General features: G+C 53.2%; 18 protein-coding genes, 1 tRNA gene and 1 pseudogene. 13 read left to right on the top strand and 7 right to left on the bottom strand.

Features of this window, described 5'->3' with window-relative positions; genetic code table 11:
- Positions 1 to 3: 3 nt before the first annotated feature.
- Positions 4 to 285 (bottom strand): CII family transcriptional regulator, encoded by a 282-nt coding sequence (locus tag AAIG39_RS01600; RefSeq protein ID WP_343193055.1) that lies wholly within the window; start codon positions 283 to 285, stop codon positions 4 to 6.
- Positions 286 to 492: 207 nt separating this feature from the next.
- On the opposite strand from AAIG39_RS01600, the gene AAIG39_RS01605 reads away from it, so the two are divergent.
- The 4 genes and pseudogenes from AAIG39_RS01605 to AAIG39_RS01620 all read left to right on the top strand — a co-directional run bounded on the left by AAIG39_RS01605 (position 493) and on the right by AAIG39_RS01620 (position 2,451).
- On the top strand, positions 493 to 843 hold the full coding sequence (locus AAIG39_RS01605) for a hypothetical protein (RefSeq protein ID WP_343193056.1): 351 nt from the start codon (positions 493 to 495) through the stop codon (positions 841 to 843).
- Between the two features lie 28 nt (positions 844 to 871).
- Complete coding sequence (locus AAIG39_RS01610) at positions 872 to 1,042, top strand: hypothetical protein (RefSeq protein ID WP_343193057.1); 171 nt, start codon at positions 872 to 874, stop codon at positions 1,040 to 1,042.
- 18 nt (positions 1,043 to 1,060) lie between these two features.
- Positions 1,061 to 1,153, top strand: a pseudogene (locus tag AAIG39_RS01615) (helix-turn-helix domain-containing protein); the annotation flags it as partial.
- 134 nt (positions 1,154 to 1,287) lie between these two features.
- On the top strand, positions 1,288 to 2,451 hold the full coding sequence (locus AAIG39_RS01620) for a tyrosine-type recombinase/integrase (protein WP_343193058.1): 1,164 nt from the start codon (positions 1,288 to 1,290) through the stop codon (positions 2,449 to 2,451).
- Positions 2,452 to 2,466: 15 nt separating this feature from the next.
- On the opposite strand, the gene AAIG39_RS01625 is transcribed toward AAIG39_RS01620, so the two are convergent.
- A tRNA-Arg gene (locus AAIG39_RS01625) sits at positions 2,467 to 2,543 on the bottom strand.
- 222 nt (positions 2,544 to 2,765) lie between these two features.
- Between AAIG39_RS01625 and folD the strand changes: the two genes are divergently transcribed.
- From folD to AAIG39_RS01650, 5 genes are all read left to right on the top strand, one after another.
- Positions 2,766 to 3,632 carry a bifunctional methylenetetrahydrofolate dehydrogenase/methenyltetrahydrofolate cyclohydrolase FolD gene (folD, locus tag AAIG39_RS01630; RefSeq protein WP_090082431.1) on the top strand — a complete coding sequence of 289 codons (867 nt, stop codon included), beginning with the start codon at positions 2,766 to 2,768 and terminating at the stop codon, positions 3,630 to 3,632.
- A gap of 1 nt (position 3,633) precedes the next feature.
- Positions 3,634 to 3,846 carry a ribosome-associated protein YbcJ gene (gene ybcJ, locus AAIG39_RS01635; RefSeq protein WP_090082434.1) on the top strand — a complete coding sequence of 71 codons (213 nt, stop codon included), beginning with the start codon at positions 3,634 to 3,636 and terminating at the stop codon, positions 3,844 to 3,846.
- 239 nt (positions 3,847 to 4,085) lie between these two features.
- Positions 4,086 to 5,585 (top strand): PTS transporter subunit EIIC, encoded by a 1,500-nt coding sequence (locus AAIG39_RS01640; protein WP_343193059.1) that lies wholly within the window; start codon positions 4,086 to 4,088, stop codon positions 5,583 to 5,585.
- Between the two features lie 92 nt (positions 5,586 to 5,677).
- Entirely contained in the window at positions 5,678 to 6,694 is a 1,017-nt protein-coding gene (gene malI / locus AAIG39_RS01645) for a Mal regulon transcriptional regulator MalI (protein WP_090082439.1), read from the top strand.
- Between the two features lie 342 nt (positions 6,695 to 7,036).
- A complete protein-coding gene (locus AAIG39_RS01650; RefSeq protein WP_343193060.1) occupies positions 7,037 to 7,561 on the top strand; it encodes a metal-dependent hydrolase in 525 nt (174 codons plus the stop codon).
- 95 nt (positions 7,562 to 7,656) lie between these two features.
- On the opposite strand, the gene cysS is transcribed toward AAIG39_RS01650, so the two are convergent.
- Complete coding sequence (cysS, locus tag AAIG39_RS01655) at positions 7,657 to 9,042, bottom strand: cysteine--tRNA ligase (protein ID WP_343193061.1); 1,386 nt, start codon at positions 9,040 to 9,042, stop codon at positions 7,657 to 7,659.
- Positions 9,043 to 9,216: 174 nt separating this feature from the next.
- Between cysS and ppiB the strand changes: the two genes are divergently transcribed.
- From ppiB to purK, 4 genes are all read left to right on the top strand, one after another.
- Positions 9,217 to 9,711 (top strand): peptidylprolyl isomerase B, encoded by a 495-nt coding sequence (gene ppiB, locus AAIG39_RS01660; RefSeq protein WP_041852430.1) that lies wholly within the window; start codon positions 9,217 to 9,219, stop codon positions 9,709 to 9,711.
- A 2-nt stretch (positions 9,712 to 9,713) separates the two neighbouring features.
- Positions 9,714 to 10,436: a UDP-2,3-diacylglucosamine diphosphatase gene (gene lpxH / locus AAIG39_RS01665; RefSeq protein ID WP_249572622.1), complete on the top strand. Its 723-nt coding sequence runs from the start codon at positions 9,714 to 9,716 to the stop codon at positions 10,434 to 10,436.
- A gap of 147 nt (positions 10,437 to 10,583) precedes the next feature.
- Positions 10,584 to 11,093 (top strand): 5-(carboxyamino)imidazole ribonucleotide mutase, encoded by a 510-nt coding sequence (gene purE / locus AAIG39_RS01670; RefSeq protein ID WP_090082447.1) that lies wholly within the window; start codon positions 10,584 to 10,586, stop codon positions 11,091 to 11,093.
- Positions 11,090 to 12,157: a 5-(carboxyamino)imidazole ribonucleotide synthase gene (gene purK / locus AAIG39_RS01675; protein WP_249572623.1), complete on the top strand. Its 1,068-nt coding sequence runs from the start codon at positions 11,090 to 11,092 to the stop codon at positions 12,155 to 12,157. The genes purE and purK overlap by 4 nt, the downstream gene beginning before the upstream one ends.
- 84 nt (positions 12,158 to 12,241) lie before the next feature.
- On the opposite strand, the gene AAIG39_RS01680 is transcribed toward purK, so the two are convergent.
- The 4 genes from AAIG39_RS01680 to AAIG39_RS01695 form a co-directional block, all read right to left on the bottom strand.
- Positions 12,242 to 12,901 (bottom strand): methionine ABC transporter permease, encoded by a 660-nt coding sequence (locus tag AAIG39_RS01680; protein ID WP_090082452.1) that lies wholly within the window; start codon positions 12,899 to 12,901, stop codon positions 12,242 to 12,244.
- Positions 12,894 to 13,910 carry a virulence-associated ABC transporter ATP-binding protein SfbB gene (gene sfbB, locus AAIG39_RS01685; protein ID WP_090082454.1) on the bottom strand — a complete coding sequence of 339 codons (1,017 nt, stop codon included), beginning with the start codon at positions 13,908 to 13,910 and terminating at the stop codon, positions 12,894 to 12,896. Before sfbB ends, AAIG39_RS01680 begins: the two co-directional genes overlap by 8 nt.
- A 57-nt stretch (positions 13,911 to 13,967) precedes the next feature.
- Positions 13,968 to 14,804 (bottom strand): MetQ/NlpA family ABC transporter substrate-binding protein, encoded by an 837-nt coding sequence (locus AAIG39_RS01690; protein WP_090082456.1) that lies wholly within the window; start codon positions 14,802 to 14,804, stop codon positions 13,968 to 13,970.
- A 411-nt stretch (positions 14,805 to 15,215) separates the two neighbouring features.
- Positions 15,216 to 16,361 carry a porin gene (locus AAIG39_RS01695; RefSeq protein ID WP_071195943.1) on the bottom strand — a complete coding sequence of 382 codons (1,146 nt, stop codon included), beginning with the start codon at positions 16,359 to 16,361 and terminating at the stop codon, positions 15,216 to 15,218.
- Between the last annotated feature and the right edge of the window lie 151 nt (positions 16,362 to 16,512).

Here is a 16,512-nt window from a genome sequence, read left to right on the forward strand (position 1 = left end):
TGTCTAAGCCTCGAATGAGTTACCGCTCATCGGGGCTTTTTCTTTGGTAATTCCTTCCAGTGCATGCTTAAAAGCCCGGCTTATCGGACTGATGTCTGAATCCATCCCAAAAGCGCACAGAACCGACGCTATAAAGCGCCAGTCCGTCCGGCTTATCTTCGATTCATGGCATCCAATCATCTTCGCCAGCCCGCGCTGAGTGATGGTGGACAGGTTGATGAGCAAATCTGTTTCTGCCCGGTCGATATCTCGCTGTGAGAGCTTGCTGTTACTTGCGTGTTCCATTACTTACTATTCCTTTGTTAGCTAATTAATTAGTTGCGACGATGAGGTATTCATCGCCGTTTAGAATTGATTACCGCGTTGTCGGCGGGCCAGATTGTGTAAAGAGCGGGTACTGCTTAGGCGGCTGAATCAGTCGCCTTCATGTATCGGTGCGGGTAGAGAATCTGCATCTCGCTAATGCGGATTTCTTTTTACCTGGAGGAAATGATGTCAGATTTAGCAATAAAGGTTTTGAAATGGCAAACAAAGGGAAATGTCGGAGTCAGTAGCGCAACTATGGCATCAATTGCATTGGGGCTTGAATCGAATTTCTATGGTGGTCGTTTTGATGCGCCAAGTGATCCGTCAGACCTCAGACGTTGTATGCTCTTGGTTGAAGATATCCCGGAGATACGCAATCAGTTCCCATTGATTTCCGAAAAGTGCAAACGGTTCGCGCCAATTATCGCCGAATGGGATTCGCTAATAGCATTGCTCAAAAAAGAACTTAAACGGCCTGACAAACGAGCGCCAGAAACTTACGCAAGAATGAAAATTCTGAGAAACGCCGACCACTGAGTCGGCTTTTTTATACCCGGAGATAACCATGACGCGTGAAAACGCCATACGACGAAACGCTATCGAGCGGCTAAAGGCACTACAACAATTAGGCGATCTGGAATATGCGCACGGTGAGGCAGACGACGCTCTGTGCGACCTGCTACAGGCCATCGGCTACTCGGATGTGGTGAAAGAGTTCAAGGCTATTGAGAAATGATATGCGTAGGAGATAACTATGGAATCACACAGCCTCACACTCGATGAGGCCTGCGCGTTTCTGCAAATATCCAGACCCACCGCTACTAACTGGATACGCTCAGGCCGGTTACAAGCAACCCGCAAAGACCCCGCAAAACCAAAATCCCCTTACCTCACTACCAGACAGGCATGCATTGCGGCCTTACAGTCACCGCTGCATACTGTCGCCGTGAGCGCGGGTGATGACATCAGAGAGGAAACACAATGTCACTCTTCCGCAGAGGTGAAATATGGTACGCGTCGTACTCGCTCCCGGGCGGGAAGCGAATTAAGGAAAGCCTTGGGACTGCCGACAAGCGGCTCGCTACTGAACTACATGACAAGCGCAAAGCTGAATTGTGGAGAGTAGACCGCCTGGGGGATTTCCCGGATGTGACGTTTGATGATGCCTGCATGCGCTGGCTGGAAGAGAAAGCGGAGAAGAAGTCGCTCAACGACGATCGAAGCAGAATGGCCTTCTGGCTGGCGCATTTTGAGGGTGTGCCGTTAAAGGATGTGACGGAGCAGAAAATATATTCTGCCGTCAGCAAAATGAGCAACCGCAAGCAGCTTGAGAGATGGAGGATTCAGGCAGCGATTGCGCAGAAGAACGGCGACACGGTCCCCAAGTATGAAGCCAGGCCAGTTACCACTGCGACAAAGGCTAAGCACCTGGCGCTAATGAAGTCGATTCTGCGTGCGGCTGAGAGGGAATGGAAGTGGCTGGAGAAAGCGCCTGTTATCAAAATTCCTACAGTAAGGAATAAGCGCATCAGATGGCTGGAGAAGGAGGAGGCAAGGAGGCTGATTGATGAATGTCCGGAACCGCTGAAATCGGTTGTTAAGTTCGCGCTGGCAACAGGGTTAAGGCGATCGAACATCATCAATCTGGAGTGGTCGCAACTCGACATGCAGCGCCGGGTTGCGTGGGTAAATCCTGAGGACAGCAAATCAAACAGGGCTATTGGCGTAGCGCTGAATGATACAGCATGCCGCGTACTCAGGGAGCAGATAGGTAAGCACCATAAATGGGTGTTCGTTCACACGAAAGCCTGGCATCGGCCTGATGGAACGTTAACACCACAAGTCAGAAAGATGCGCGTCGATGACAATCGGGCGTGGAATGCAGCATGTCGTCGTGCAGGTATAACTGATTTCCGTTTTCACGACCTTAGACACACCTGGGCAAGCTGGTTAATACAATCCGGCGTCCCGTTATCCGTTCTACAGGAGATGGGAGGATGGGAATCAATAGAAATGGTGCGTAGGTATGCACACCTGGCACCTAATCATCTTACTGAACATGCCCGCCAGATTGATGCGATTTTTAACGATGATGTCCCAAATATGTCCCACAATGAAAATATGGAGGTGAAGATAAACTGGTAACTCATTGATTTCAAATGGTACGCCCTACAGGGTTCGAACCTGTGACCTACGGCTTAGAAGGCCGTTGCTCTATCCAGCTGAGCTAAGGGCGCATTGATATCCCTTACGGGAGAGTTGCGGATCGGGATTATACGGTCAACACCTGTCGAGTCAATGGCTTTGCGGTCAGATGCTCGCGAAGTGAGCACCATCCCCCACTTTCTTCACCCTGCCTTTACGCACGAAACATAAACGGTAACTGACAGCGCCGCGCACTTCTGACAAAATATAAACATCCCCACTTCTTTTTAGTTACAGATGGAATCCTCTCTCTGATGGCAGCAAAGATTATAGATGGTAAAACGATTGCGCAGCAGGTGCGCTCTGAGGTTGCTGAAAAGGTGAAAGCCCGCCTGGCAGCCGGAAAACGCGCCCCTGGTCTGGCCGTTATCCTCGTTGGTAGCAACCCTGCATCGCAGATTTATGTCGGTAGCAAACGCAAAGCGTGTGAAGAGGTGGGATTCATCTCCCGCTCGTACGATTTGCCGGAAACCACCACCGAAGCCGAACTGCTGACGCTTATCGACAAGCTCAATGCCGATACCGCAATTGACGGTATCCTGGTGCAGCTTCCGCTGCCTGCCGGTATCGATTATGTCAAAGTGCTGGAGCACATTTCACCGGATAAAGACGTTGACGGTTTCCACCCGTATAACGTTGGCCGCCTGTGCCAGCGCGCGCCGCGTCTGCGCCCATGCACCCCGCGCGGTATCGTAACGCTGCTTGAGCGTTACAACATCGATACCTACGGTCTGAACGCGGTAGTGATTGGCGCATCCAATATCGTCGGTCGTCCGATGAGCATGGAACTGCTGCTGGCTGGTTGTACCACCACCGTGACCCACCGCTTTACTAAAAACCTGCGCCACCATGTGGAAAACGCCGACCTGCTGGTCGTTGCGGTAGGCAAACCGGGCTTTATTCCGGGCGAATGGATCAAAGAAGGCGCCATTGTGATTGATGTTGGCATCAACCGCCTGGAAAGCGGCAAAGTGGTAGGCGATGTGGTTTACGAGGACGCCGCCGCGCGTGCTTCGTACATTACTCCCGTTCCGGGCGGCGTAGGCCCGATGACTGTCGCAACCCTGATTCAGAACACGCTACAGGCGTGTGAAGAGTACCACGACGTGGAGAAAGCATAAGATGGCGACATTCTCACTGGGCAAGCATCCGCACGTTGAACTCTGCGATCTTCTGAAGCTGGAAGGCTGGAGCGAAAGCGGCGCGCAGGCGAAGATCGCCATCGACGAAGGCCTGGTCAAAGTCGATGGCAAAGTCGAAACACGTAAACGTTGCAAAATCATTGCCGGACAAACCGTTGTATTTCAGGGACAAAGCGTCACTGTCGTCGCCTGATGCCCCCTCTGCAGGCCCGCGCGTCGGGCCTGCCCCCTCTCAGATATTGCTTAGCCCTGATACGGTCAATAATTGATCGCCTTCAAATAATCACATTTTGCTATGGCCGAAATTGAAATTTCAGTTGCGCGGACGAATCGCTTCTAACACGATAAGTAGAACGTTTTACTAGAACGTTCTACTGACAATAATCGGGCGTACATCGCGTAACGAATGCCAGGATTCGGGGGAATCACAGCATGAATGTGTTAACGGGTTTTATTAAGTCACTCTCAAAGTTGTCAATGATTGGGCGCGCGTTAATGCTGCCTATTTCGTTGCTGCCTGCCGCCGGTTTGCTGCTGGCGTTTGGCGATAAGTTTCATTTACCACTGATGATGAACGCCGGTGGGGTTATTTTCGATAACCTCCCTCTTCTGTTCGCCATCGGCTCTGCTGTCGGTCTGGCATCTGAGTCCGGGATTGCTGCCCTTTCTGCGGCCGTGTCGGTGTTCGTCACCAACATAACCATCAGCACTGTGCTGTCGATTACGCCGGAAATGGCTTCACAGGGCGGGAAATATGCGATGGTTGTCGGTATTCCGTCGCTACAGATGGGGGTTTTCGGCGGACTCATCTGCGGTATCCTCGCCGCCTGGTGCTATAACCGCTTCCACACCATGCAGTTACCTGAGTTTTTGGGTTTCTTCTCTGGTAAGCGTTTTGTCGCCATCGCCACTGCGTTTATGTCGTTTATCCTCGGCCTGCTGCTGCCCTACGTCTGGCAGCATATTCAGGCGGGTATTGATGCGCTCTCCGTTATCGTCAACGGTGATAACCAGGCGGCATCAACCTTTATCTTTGGCCTGACAGAACGTGCGCTGATCCCGCTCGGCCTGCACCACATCTGGTATCCGTCGTTCTGGTACTCCTTCGGTGACTACACCACCCAGGCAGGCCAGGTGATCCACGGCGACCAGACAATCTGGTTCAAAATGCTGGAAGAAGGCACCAAGTCATTTAGCAGCGATACCTATCAGAACGCCGGTAAATTCATGCAGGGCGAATTCCCGCTGATGCTGTTCGCACTGCCAGCCGCATGTCTGGCGATGTACCACGAAGCTCATACCAAAAATAAAAAAATCGCCGCCGGTATTCTCTTCTCCGCCGCGCTGACCTGTTTCTTAACGGGCATCACAGAACCGGTTGAATTTACCTTTATCTTCGTCGCGCCGATTCTGTATGTGTTTAATGCAATCATGGCAGGCCTGTCCTACATGACCATGTACCTGATGCATGCGCATATCGCGAAGTCGTTCTCTGCCGGTCTTATTGACTACATTTCGTTTGGTATTCTGCCGTCGTTTAATGGCTATGAGACAAACTATCTGAATGCGGTGATTATTGGCATACCGATGGCGCTGATCTACTACTTCACCTTCCGTTTTGTCATCCGTCGCTTTGATGTGAAAACGCCGGGCCGTACCGAAGTATCTGCGGATGCGAAAGACAAAACAGACGACGAGCTGGTCACCGAGATTGTTGACCTGCTGGGTGGGGCGAAAAATATCGATTCCGTTGGTTCCTGTATCACCCGCCTTCGTATTGAAGTGCTGGATGGCAGTAAGGTCGATAAAGAGGGATTGAACGGCGTCGGCGCGCGCGGTGTCGTCTTTGTCGGTGATAAAGGTGTCCAGGTGATATTCGGTGCCCGGGCGCAGTTTATCGCCCAGGCCATGGCGGCATCGCTTGGAAAATAACCTTGTTCGGGTAAGGTAAAATAAGTCTCCTGTATTTATACAGGAGGCTTTACTATTTCTGGCTGATTATTCTGTACTTTCAGGGAGCACGATTGAAAAAGGTCAGCATCATTGATGTCGCTAAACTGGCGGGCGTGTCGGTCTCAACCGTCTCTCTGGTGCTGCGGCAAAAGGGGAAAATCTCCGAAGCCACCATCGAGCGAGTGCAGTCGGCTATCAATGAGCTGGGATACGTGCACAACATCGCTGCCGCCAACCTGCGCGCCAACACGTCGAACCTGATTGGCCTGATCTTACGCGATTTCAGCGACAGCTTTTCCATTAAGGTAATGGCAAGCATTGTTCAGGAGCTGGAGCGTAAAGGCTATATGGTCTTCCTGGGACAACCGCTGGACGACAACGAGCACCTTGAACGTTGCCTGCTCTCATTTAAGCAACAGGGGGTAGCAGGGGTGATTTATCTCTCCTCGGATACCCTTAATCCGCACCTACCGGAAAAAATCAGCCAGTGCCCGCTGCCGATGGTGGTGGTGTCCCAATCGCTTCCCGAAGAGAGTTGTAACCTGGTGATGCGCGACAGCCGCCAGGCCGCCAGCCTGGCTACGCGCTATCTGATTGAACGCGGACACCGCAACATTGCCTATATCGGCGGTATGGAAAAAGACCTGGTACGCCACCAGCGTTTGTTGGGCGTACACAGCGCACTCAAGCAGTACGGCATGGTGTTGCGTGATGAATATACGCCCGCCTGCAGTGAATCGACCGAATCAGCGAGCCTGGCGACTCGTCATCTGCTGGAGAAAAACAATACTATTACCGCCCTGCTGTGCCATTCACCGAACGCGGTGATTGGCTCTATCAGCGGTATTCATCAGGTGGGACGCACCATCGGTAAAGATGTCTTCCTGACACAGCAGGTGGCGCTGATTGGCTTCGAGGATATGCTCCATGTGAACCTCACCTCCCCCTCATTCACTTATGTCTCGTCTGCCAGCGAAGAGGCAGGCAAACAGGCGGCGGGGCTGATAATACGTAAACTGCAGGAACCAGATTTGTTAACGCAGACCATTACCCTCTCCGGGCAACTGGTGGTGCGGGAGTCAGCATAAAAAACGACCATTGCCCCGTTTATTATCATTATGGGTGCAGGCACTCACTCCCACTGTATCGCGGCGGCAACCTCCGCTGCATTCATCATCTCTTCTGGCGCTAAGGCGTTATCTGCCTGATCCCCCACTTTGCGCATCTGACCGGGCATTCGGTTTCGGCATTACCCTGAAAATCGCGTTCACAGGTATGCAGCAGAGCAAATATGCGCGAGTAGTAATATTAATTATCGTGCCGCATCGCAAGAATGATGTTTTATTTATCCGCTGAGTTTTCAGAAAACAGGCATCCGATGTGTCCGGCCGCCTCGTCTATACTTTTTTCTTTTTGTTCAAGGACTGACAATGCCAACCGTTATTACTCACGCCGCCGTGCCGCTTTGCCTGGGATTGGGACTGGGCAGTAAAGTGATCCCCAGAGGATTATTGCTGGCGGGCATTGCCCTTGCGATGTTACCGGATGCCGATGTGCTTGCATTCAAGTTTGGCGTGGCATATGGCAACGTATTTGGTCATCGCGGCTTTACCCATTCGCTGTTGTTTGCCTTTGTGGTGCCGATTCTGGTGACATGGCTGGGGCGACGCTGGTTTAAAGCGAGCATGATGCGCTGCTGGGCTTTTTTGACCGTCTCATTGCTGTCGCACAGTTTACTGGATTCGATTACCACTGGCGGCAAAGGGGTCGGCTGGCTTTGGCCGTGGTCAGACGAACGGTTTTTTGCCCCCTGGCAGGTAATTAAGGTCGCGCCATTTGCCCTGTCACGGTATATGACGCCTTACGGACATCAGGTGATTATTTCAGAATTGCTGTGGGTGTGGGTGCCGGGGGTCATTTTGATGGGCCTGTTGTGGCACTGGCGTTCCCGATAACTCGTACGGCGTATCCCCGGTCAGCGACAGCGCCGCCGGGGAATTGTCCCGGATGCGGCGAAAACACCTGATCCGGGCCTAGTTACTTTAGAAAATTACTTACGACGCCAGGTTGTACCCTGAGGGCCATCTTCCAGCACGATACCCATCTCATTGAGACGGTCGCGTGCCGCATCTGCCGCCGCCCAGTCCTTCGCTTTGCGCGCATCCAGACGCTGCTGAATCAGCGCTTCAATCTCAGCCACTTCGCTATCATCGGCCTGCGCACCACTTTGCAGGAACGCATCCGGTTCCTGCTCCAGCAGACCCAGCACAGAAGAGAGCTTACGCAAATGAGAGGCCAGCGCATTCGCCGCCGCCATATCCTCTGACTTCAGGCGGTTCACTTCACGGGCCATATCAAACAACACGGAATACGCTTCCGGGGTATTGAAGTCATCGTTCATCACCTCAACAAAGCGTGCTTCAAACGCCTCGCCACCAGCGGCAGCAACAGACTTATCGGTCCCACGCAGCGCGGTATACAGCCGCTCCAGCGCTGAACGTGCCTGCTTGAGGTTCTCTTCGCTGTAGTTCAGCTGGCTGCGATAGTGGCCAGACATCAGGAAATAGCGAATGGTCTCGGCGTCGTAATATTTGAGCACATCACGCACGGTAAAGAAGTTACCCAGCGATTTGGACATCTTCTCGCGATCCACCATCACCATGCCGGAGTGCATCCAGTAATTCACATATTCGCCATCATGGGCACAGGTGGACTGGGCAATTTCGTTTTCATGGTGCGGGAACATCAGGTCCGAACCACCGCCGTGAATATCAAAATGATTACCCAATTGTTTGCAGTTCATCGCGGAACATTCAATGTGCCAGCCCGGACGCCCTTCGCCCCACGGAGAGGTCCAGCTCGGCTCGCCAGGCTTTGACATCTTCCACAACACGAAGTCCATCGGGTTACGTTTCACATCCACGACATCCACACGCGCCCCCGCCTGCAGTTGATCAAGATCCTGGCGCGACAGTTGACCATAATTGGGGTCCGTCGGCACAGAGAACATCACATCGCCGTTCTCCGCCACATAGGCGTGACCACGGGCGATCAACTGTTCAGTGATTTCGATGATCTCATGGATATGATGCGTCGCGCGCGGCTCCATGTCCGGTCGCAAAATATTGAGCGCATCAAAATCTTTGTGCATTTCAGCGATCATTCTGTCGACCAGCGCCACAAAGCTTTCGCCGTTTTCATTGGCGCGTTTAATAATTTTGTCGTCGATATCGGTGATATTGCGCACGTATTTCAGCTTGTAGCCAATAAAACGCAAGTAGCGGGCGACCACATCAAACGCCACAAAAGTACGGCCATGACCGATATGACAAAAATCGTAAACAGTGATACCACACACGTACATGCCGACTTCCCCGGCATGGATAGGTTTGAATTCCTCTTTTTGGCGCGTCAGTGTATTGAAGATTTTTAACATCGAAGATTCCATGTAGACGTGTGTGGAACGGAAAAACGCATATATTACCTGTAATTCAATCCCGAAGCAGCACACTTTGCAAGGTGATCCAACCTCCCGGTTATGCTATAACAGGCGACTATCACTGACCCACAGTCGGGTCTGCGCACCACTCTACCGGAACAGGATGCAAAAATGGTTACTTTCCACACTAATCACGGCGACATCGTAATCAAAACTTTTGATGATAAAGCGCCTGAAACAGTTAAAAACTTCCTGGACTACTGCCGTGAAGGTTTTTACAACAACACCATTTTCCACCGTGTCATTAATGGCTTTATGATCCAGGGCGGCGGCTTCGAGCCGGGCATGCATCAAAAAGCGACCAAAGACCAGATCAAAAACGAAGCCAACAACGGCCTGAAAAACACCCGTGGCACGCTGGCCATGGCGCGTACTCAGGCGCCACACTCTGCAACTGCACAGTTCTTTATCAACGTCGTGGATAACGACTTCCTGAACTTCTCTGGCGAAAGCCTGCAGGGTTGGGGCTATTGCGTATTTGCCGAAGTGGTTGAAGGCATGGACGTTGTAGACAAAATCAAAGCCGTTCCAACCGGCCGCAGCGGTATGCATCAGGACGTACCGAAAGAAGACGTCGTGATTGAAAGCGTGACCGTTAGCGAGTAATCGTGGCGACACTCTTTATCGCAGACCTTCATCTGCAAACAGAAGAACCGGCGATCACCGCCGGTTTTCTGCGTTTTTTAGCCGGTACAGCCCGTCAGGCTGACGCGCTCTATATACTGGGCGACCTGTTCGAAGCCTGGATTGGCGACGACGATCCCACTCCCCTGCACCGCGACATCGCCGCCGCCATCAAGGCGCTTGTCGACAGCGGCGTTCCCTGCTACTTCATCCACGGCAATCGCGACTTCCTGCTCGGCAAACGCTTTGCGCGCGAAAGCGGCATGCAACTTCTGCCGGAAGAGAAAGTGCTCGACCTCTATGGCCGCAAAGTACTGATTATGCACGGCGATACGCTCTGTACGGACGACGCAGGCTACCAGGCGTTTCGCGCTAAAGTCCACAAGCCCTGGCTCCAGAAACTTTTTCTCACCTTGCCGCTCTTTGTTCGCCAACGTATCGCTGCAAAAATGCGGGCGAGCAGCAAAGCCGCCAACAGCAGCAAATCACTGGCCATTATGGACGTCAATCCGCAGGCAGTCGTTGCCGCAATGGAAAGACAGCAGGTTCAGTGCCTGATCCACGGTCACACCCACCGCCCGGACGTACATGAGCTTATCGCAAACGGCAAACCCGCCATGCGCATTGTCCTCGGCGCCTGGCACACTCACGGTTCCATGGTGAAAGTCACCGAAAGCGATATCGAGCTTATCCCTTTTCCGTTTTGAGAATTTGAGCCCCCGGATGAGCGCGCATCGCCACAGCAGATTGCAGCATTCATCGCTACGCAACCGTTTTCCTTGCCCGTTTTCCATGCTATTCTTTGTGCCCTCAAAAGCTGTCCGTAGTCACACCCACAGGAGTTTTCTTAACGCATGTCTTCTGCTAAACAACCGGCGCGTATCGCCATTGTCATGGGATCGAAAAGCGATTGGGCAACAATGCAGTTCGCCACCGAAATCCTCGATATCCTGAATGTCCCGCACCACGTTGAAGTTGTCTCCGCTCACCGCACCCCCGATAAACTGTTTAGCTTTGCCGAAAGCGCCGAAGAAAATGGTTTTCAGGTGATCATTGCGGGTGCTGGCGGCGCGGCGCATCTGCCGGGGATGATTGCAGCGAAGACACTGGTGCCTGTGCTGGGTGTACCGGTACAAAGCGCTGCCTTAAGCGGTGTGGATAGCCTCTACTCTATCGTCCAGATGCCGCGCGGTATTCCGGTCGGAACGCTGGCCATTGGCAAAGCCGGGGCTGCGAATGCCGCCCTGCTGGCCGCGCAAATTCTGGCCCAACACGACGCTGAACTGCATCAGCGGCTGGCCGAGTTCCGTCGTGCGCAAACCGACGAAGTGCTGGAAAACCCGGACCCACGGGGTGCGGCATGAAACAGGTTTGCATTTTAGGTAACGGCCAGCTTGGCCGTATGTTGCGCCAGGCAGGCGAACCGCTGAGCATCGCCGTGTGGCCCGTGGGGCTGGATGCGGACCCGGAAGCCGTGCCGTTTGCCCAGAGCGTGATTACCGCTGAGATTGAACGCTGGCCGGAAACCGCCCTGACCCGCGAACTGGCGCGTCACCCGGCGTTTGTAAACCGCGATGTATTCCCGATTATTGCTGACCGTCTGACGCAAAAGCAGTTATTCGACAGACTCGAACTTGCCACTGCACCGTGGCAGTTGCTGGCCGACAAAAGCGAATGGCCTGCGGTCTTTAATACCCTGGGCGAACTGGCGATTGTAAAACGCCGTGTAGGCGGTTACGACGGCCGTGGTCAGTGGCGTCTGCGTGCTGGCGAAACCGAACAGTTGCCGGATGACTGTTATGGCGAATGTATCGTTGAGCAGGGCATCAATTTTTCTGGTGAGGTATCGCTGGTGGGCGCGCGCGGCCATGACGGCAGCACGGTGTTCTATCCGCTAACCCACAACCTGCACCAGGACGGTATTCTGCGCACCAGCGTGGTCTTCCCGCAGGCTGATGTTCGCCAGCAACAACAGGCGGAAAGTATGCTCTCTGCCATTATGCACGAGCTGAATTATGTGGGCGTGATGGCGATGGAGTGCTTTGTGACACCCGCGGGCTTGCTGATTAACGAACTGGCACCGCGCGTGCACAACAGCGGCCACTGGACGCAGAACGGGGCCTCGATCAGCCAGTTTGAATTACATCTGCGTGCGGTAGTGGATTTACCGCTGCCGCCGCCAGTGGTAAACAGCCCGTCGGTGATGGTTAACCTGATCGGCAGTGATTTGAATTATGACTGGCTGAAACTGCCGCTGATACATCTGCACTGGTACGACAAAGAGGTACGTCCAGGCCGTAAGGTGGGACATCTTAATCTGAACGACAGCGACACTGGCCGCCTGAGCGCGACGCTGGAAGCGCTGGTGCCTCTGCTACCGCCGGAATATGCCAGCGGTATTGCCTGGGCGCAGGCAAAGCTTGCCTGATAACTGAACCCGGCGGCGCTACGCTTGCCGGGCTACAGTTCCTGTATCCCGGACCAGACGGTTACGCCGCGATCCGGGATATCATCAGTGCCTGTCGCGTTTGTCTGCTCGTTGCGCCAGCCAGTCGCCCAGCATCTGTACTACCTGCACCAGCACAATCAGCGCTATCACGGTCACAATCATCACCTGAGTTTCGTAGCGATAGTAGCCATAGCGGATAGCCAGGTCACCGACGCCGCCGCCGCCCACGATCCCCGCCATCGCCGAATAACCGATCAAACTCACCAGCGTTATGGTTAACCCGCGCAGCAGACCCGCGCTGGCTTCCGGCAGCAGCACCGTGCAGATGATACGCATGGGGCTTGCGCCAAACGCTTCCGCCGCTTCAATAATGCCCTTATCGACTTCACGCAGCGCGCCATCCACCAGACGGGCATAGAAGGCAATTGCCGCCACGGACAGCGGCACCGATGCGGCAATCGGCCCGATGGTGTTGCCGAGCAAAAACTGTGTTAACGGCAGCAGCAGGACCAGCAGGATCACAAAGGGTACTGAGCGGATAACGTTCACCAGTACGGAACTGATGAGATAGACCGCACGGTTTTGCCAGAACAGGTTACGGTCAGTCACGAAGATCAGAAAACCCAGCGGCAGCCCACCGATAATCGCCAGCACCGTTGAGATGCTCAGCATCTGGAAAGTTTCGCCAAACGCCAGACTCAAATCGGCCAGTAAATTATCCACGGATCACCTCCACCTGAGCGGTACGGTTACGAATGTAGTCCACCGCCTGTTCTACAACAGCCGGATCTTCTGCGGTGAGCTGCACCACGAGAATGCCGAGCGCGCGCTCGCCGATATACTCGATTTTCCCGTGCAGAATATTGACGGCCACGCCAAAGTTAATAGCCGCATCAGAAAGAACAGGCTGCTCGGCAGAATCACCAATAAACAGGATTTTCAATAATTGTCCGGGCAGATGCTCCCGCAGGCGGTCCGGCAGCGTCAGATTCAGCGTGCGTGAAACCAGTTGTTGCGTAAAGGCATGCTGCGGATGGGCAAAAATATCAAACACATCGCCCGTTTCCACCACCTTACCGCCGGACATGACCGCCACGCGATCGCAAATAGATTTGATCACGTTCATCTCATGGGTGATCAGCACGATCGTGATGCCGAGCTGCGCGTTAATCTGCTTGAGCAGTTCCAGAATGGTGGCCGAGGTTTCCAAATCCAGCGCGGAAGTTGGCTCATCGCACAGCAGTACATCCGGGTGGTTGGCGATAGCGCGGGCGATACCGACACGCTGCTTTTGTCCACCACTCAACTGTACCGGGTAGCGGTTGGCTTTGTCGCCCAGCCCCACCAGTTCCAGGATTTCCGTGACGCGTGGGGAGATTTTGCTGCGCTCCCACCCCGCCGCTTTCAGGCTGAACGCTACGTTTTGCGCCACGGTGCGAGTGTGCATCAGGTTGAAGTGCTGAAAGATCATGCCGATACGCTGGCGCGCTTTACGCAGCGTCAGGCCTTCCATTTGTGAAATCGCCACGCCATTCACTTTGACGCAGCCTTCACTCGGGCGTTGCAGGGCATTCAATGTCCGTAACAGGGTGCTTTTTCCCGCGCCGCTGGTGCCGACAATGCCAAAAATCTCACCGGGCGCAATACGCAAGCTGACGCTGTCCACGGCACGCATGGGTTTTGCTCCCCGCACGGCGGGAAAATCCACGCACACCTTATCTATCTCAATCATGTGTTCCTCAAATAGCAAAAGGCAGGCCGCAGCCTGCCTGTTAACCTGATTCCGCTCTTATTTCTTATCTGCGGCGGTCATCCAGTCCGGTTTCTGGAAGGCGCCATAGACATTTTTCGGATCGTCAATCACCGCACGATAAGCCGGGGATTTCACAACCTCAACAATATCTTTGGCGAAAGGTTTATCCGCATCTTCACTGCGTACGGCAATGATGTTTTTGAGGTTCTCATCCAGATGTTCTTGCTTGATCGCGGTGGACAGATCCAGCCCTGCGGCAATGGCAAAGTTACCGTTGACCAGCGCGGCGGTGGCACTGTCCAGCGTACGCGGTAACTGCGCGGCTTCCAGCGGCTTAAATACCAGCCCTTTCGGGTTGCCGGCAATATCGCGCTCAGAGGCTTTGGTCGGATCGATGTTGTCTTTCAGGGTAATCAGATCCAGCGATTTCAGGAAACGCAGGCCACGGGCCAGGTTGGTAGGATCGTTGGACAGCGTGACAATATCGCCTTTTTTCAGCTCATCGAGGCTCTTAATTTTATGGGAATAGAAACCCATACCCGCCGTCGGTACCGTGATTAATTTGGTGAGCTTCAGCCCTTTATCAGCGGTGAATTTATCGAAATAGAGCGAGTGCTGGAACAGGTTGGCATCAATACTGCCGTTCGACAGCGCCATATTTGGCTGCACGTAGTCGCTGAATTCGCGCACCACGACTTTGTAGCCTTTTTCTTTCAGTGACGGCTCAATGGCCTGTTTGACCATATCGCCATAAGGCCCCGGCGCAACGCCGAAGACGATGGTGTGCGGATCACTGTTGGCCTGCGCGGAAGATAAACCACATGCCAGAAGTAGCGCCCCAAAGGTGGCGCGTAAACCGAGACGACGTCCCATACATTCTCCCTAACGAAGTGTGTCTGCTGTGTGGCGCACCGTCGATGCGGCGCGCTCCATATTCATTACAGGGATAAGATGGCATAAACATAACGCAGCGGTAATTGAAAAAAATTCATGTTGCTGTGAAGTATGTCACTGAATGATGGGAGATTTTGCAAAGGTAAGGCGATGAAGCATAAAGAAAAGCGAAATTGAGACGCCTTTCTTTATGCATTTTACAGATAAGCAAAGCCAGATCTTTACTAAGCAGAATTGCAGGACTTTGATTGCGGGTCAGTTGGCCTAATCGGCGCAGGCAGGTTGAACACGGACAGCGCACAGAAACCGAAACGTACACGGCGTACGTGAGGATTTCGGGCACTGCCCGGGTTCAAGCTGGCAAGTCAGATAGCCCAATGGCCCGGAACGTTAGAAGTCGTAGCGCAGACGCACTAAATTCATATCGCCCAGGTCATCAGTGCTGGAGGTAAACACGTGTTCATAATCCACGCGGAAGCCATAATCCAGCTGGAAGCTGATACCGACGCCGTTATCAATACGCTGATAGTTACGTCCATTCACGTATTCGATACGATCGCCCATAAAGTACGGCTGAACAGATTTCACAGCGTACTGATTAACAGGGATCTTATAACCGGCGAAATACTCAACGCCCCACGCATCACCGGCGAAATAATTGTGAACCGTGTTTTTCTTGCTCAGCAGGAAGTTCTGATACCAGCCGCCGCCAGCGGAGAAGGTCCAGTTGTCCGGCGTCCAGCTCAGCGCGGTACCAAGGATATTCTGGTCATACGTTTTGCTGTCGTCATTGCCCGGATTGCGCATTTCAGCACGGGTATAGTTCCACGCAGCGCCCCAGGTCAGGGTGTTAGTCAGATGGTAATCCAGACCCAGTGAGCCGCCCCCCTTACGTTTGTAACGCAGGCCATTGCCCGGCAGGTATTCGTTATCATCGAACAGGTAAGAGGCGTAAAGATCCGCATCTCCGAACGTATTTTTATATTTCAGCATATTGCGTGAACGATAAGAGCCGTCATAGTCGCCGTTAATGCCGTTACCCGGCGCCTGGCCGATCATGTCGTAATCCCAGATATCGGTTTTCGCCCCTACTACGTCATAGTAAATGCTGTTTTGCTGGCCGTAGGTTAAGGTTCCCCAGGTTTTGCTTTTCAGTCCGGTATAGAGCATACGGCGCGTGGTGTCGTGTGCGCCTTTTGCATAGTGGTTATCCCAGTCAAAGACCGCCGGAATATTGACGCCCAGTTCGTAGTAGTTTATCCAGCTGATGTCATCAAACAGATAGTAATCACTGGCGAAGCGGAAACGCGTGCCGCCGTCAAAACCGTTACGTTTATAAGATCCTTTATCACCATCACCGGTCATCATGTTGAATTGTGGACGGATACTTCCCCCCACGGTGAAATTGAGACGGCTTAACGGATCGCCCGCTTGCGGATCTTGTTTAAGCAGCGTGATCTCTGCCTGGGTGGCAAATGAGGTCATTGCCAGTGCCGCGCCGATCGTTATCGCCAGCGCTTTTATTTTATGTGCCATGCTGTTTCCTTGGTTAATAAGCAGCCAAATAGTTGCCAGCTGAATATTAACGCCGATTAAGCATGCCATGTTGTCGAGTTTTTCGTACTTCGTGCGCTTAAAAATCAGTGATTTAGCAATTTGTGCATTTAAAAAAATACACGCCGATTAT

This window comes from Phytobacter palmae, from assembly GCF_039409775.1.
In the GTDB taxonomy this organism is placed as follows: Bacteria; Pseudomonadota; Gammaproteobacteria; order Enterobacterales; family Enterobacteriaceae; genus Phytobacter; species Phytobacter palmae.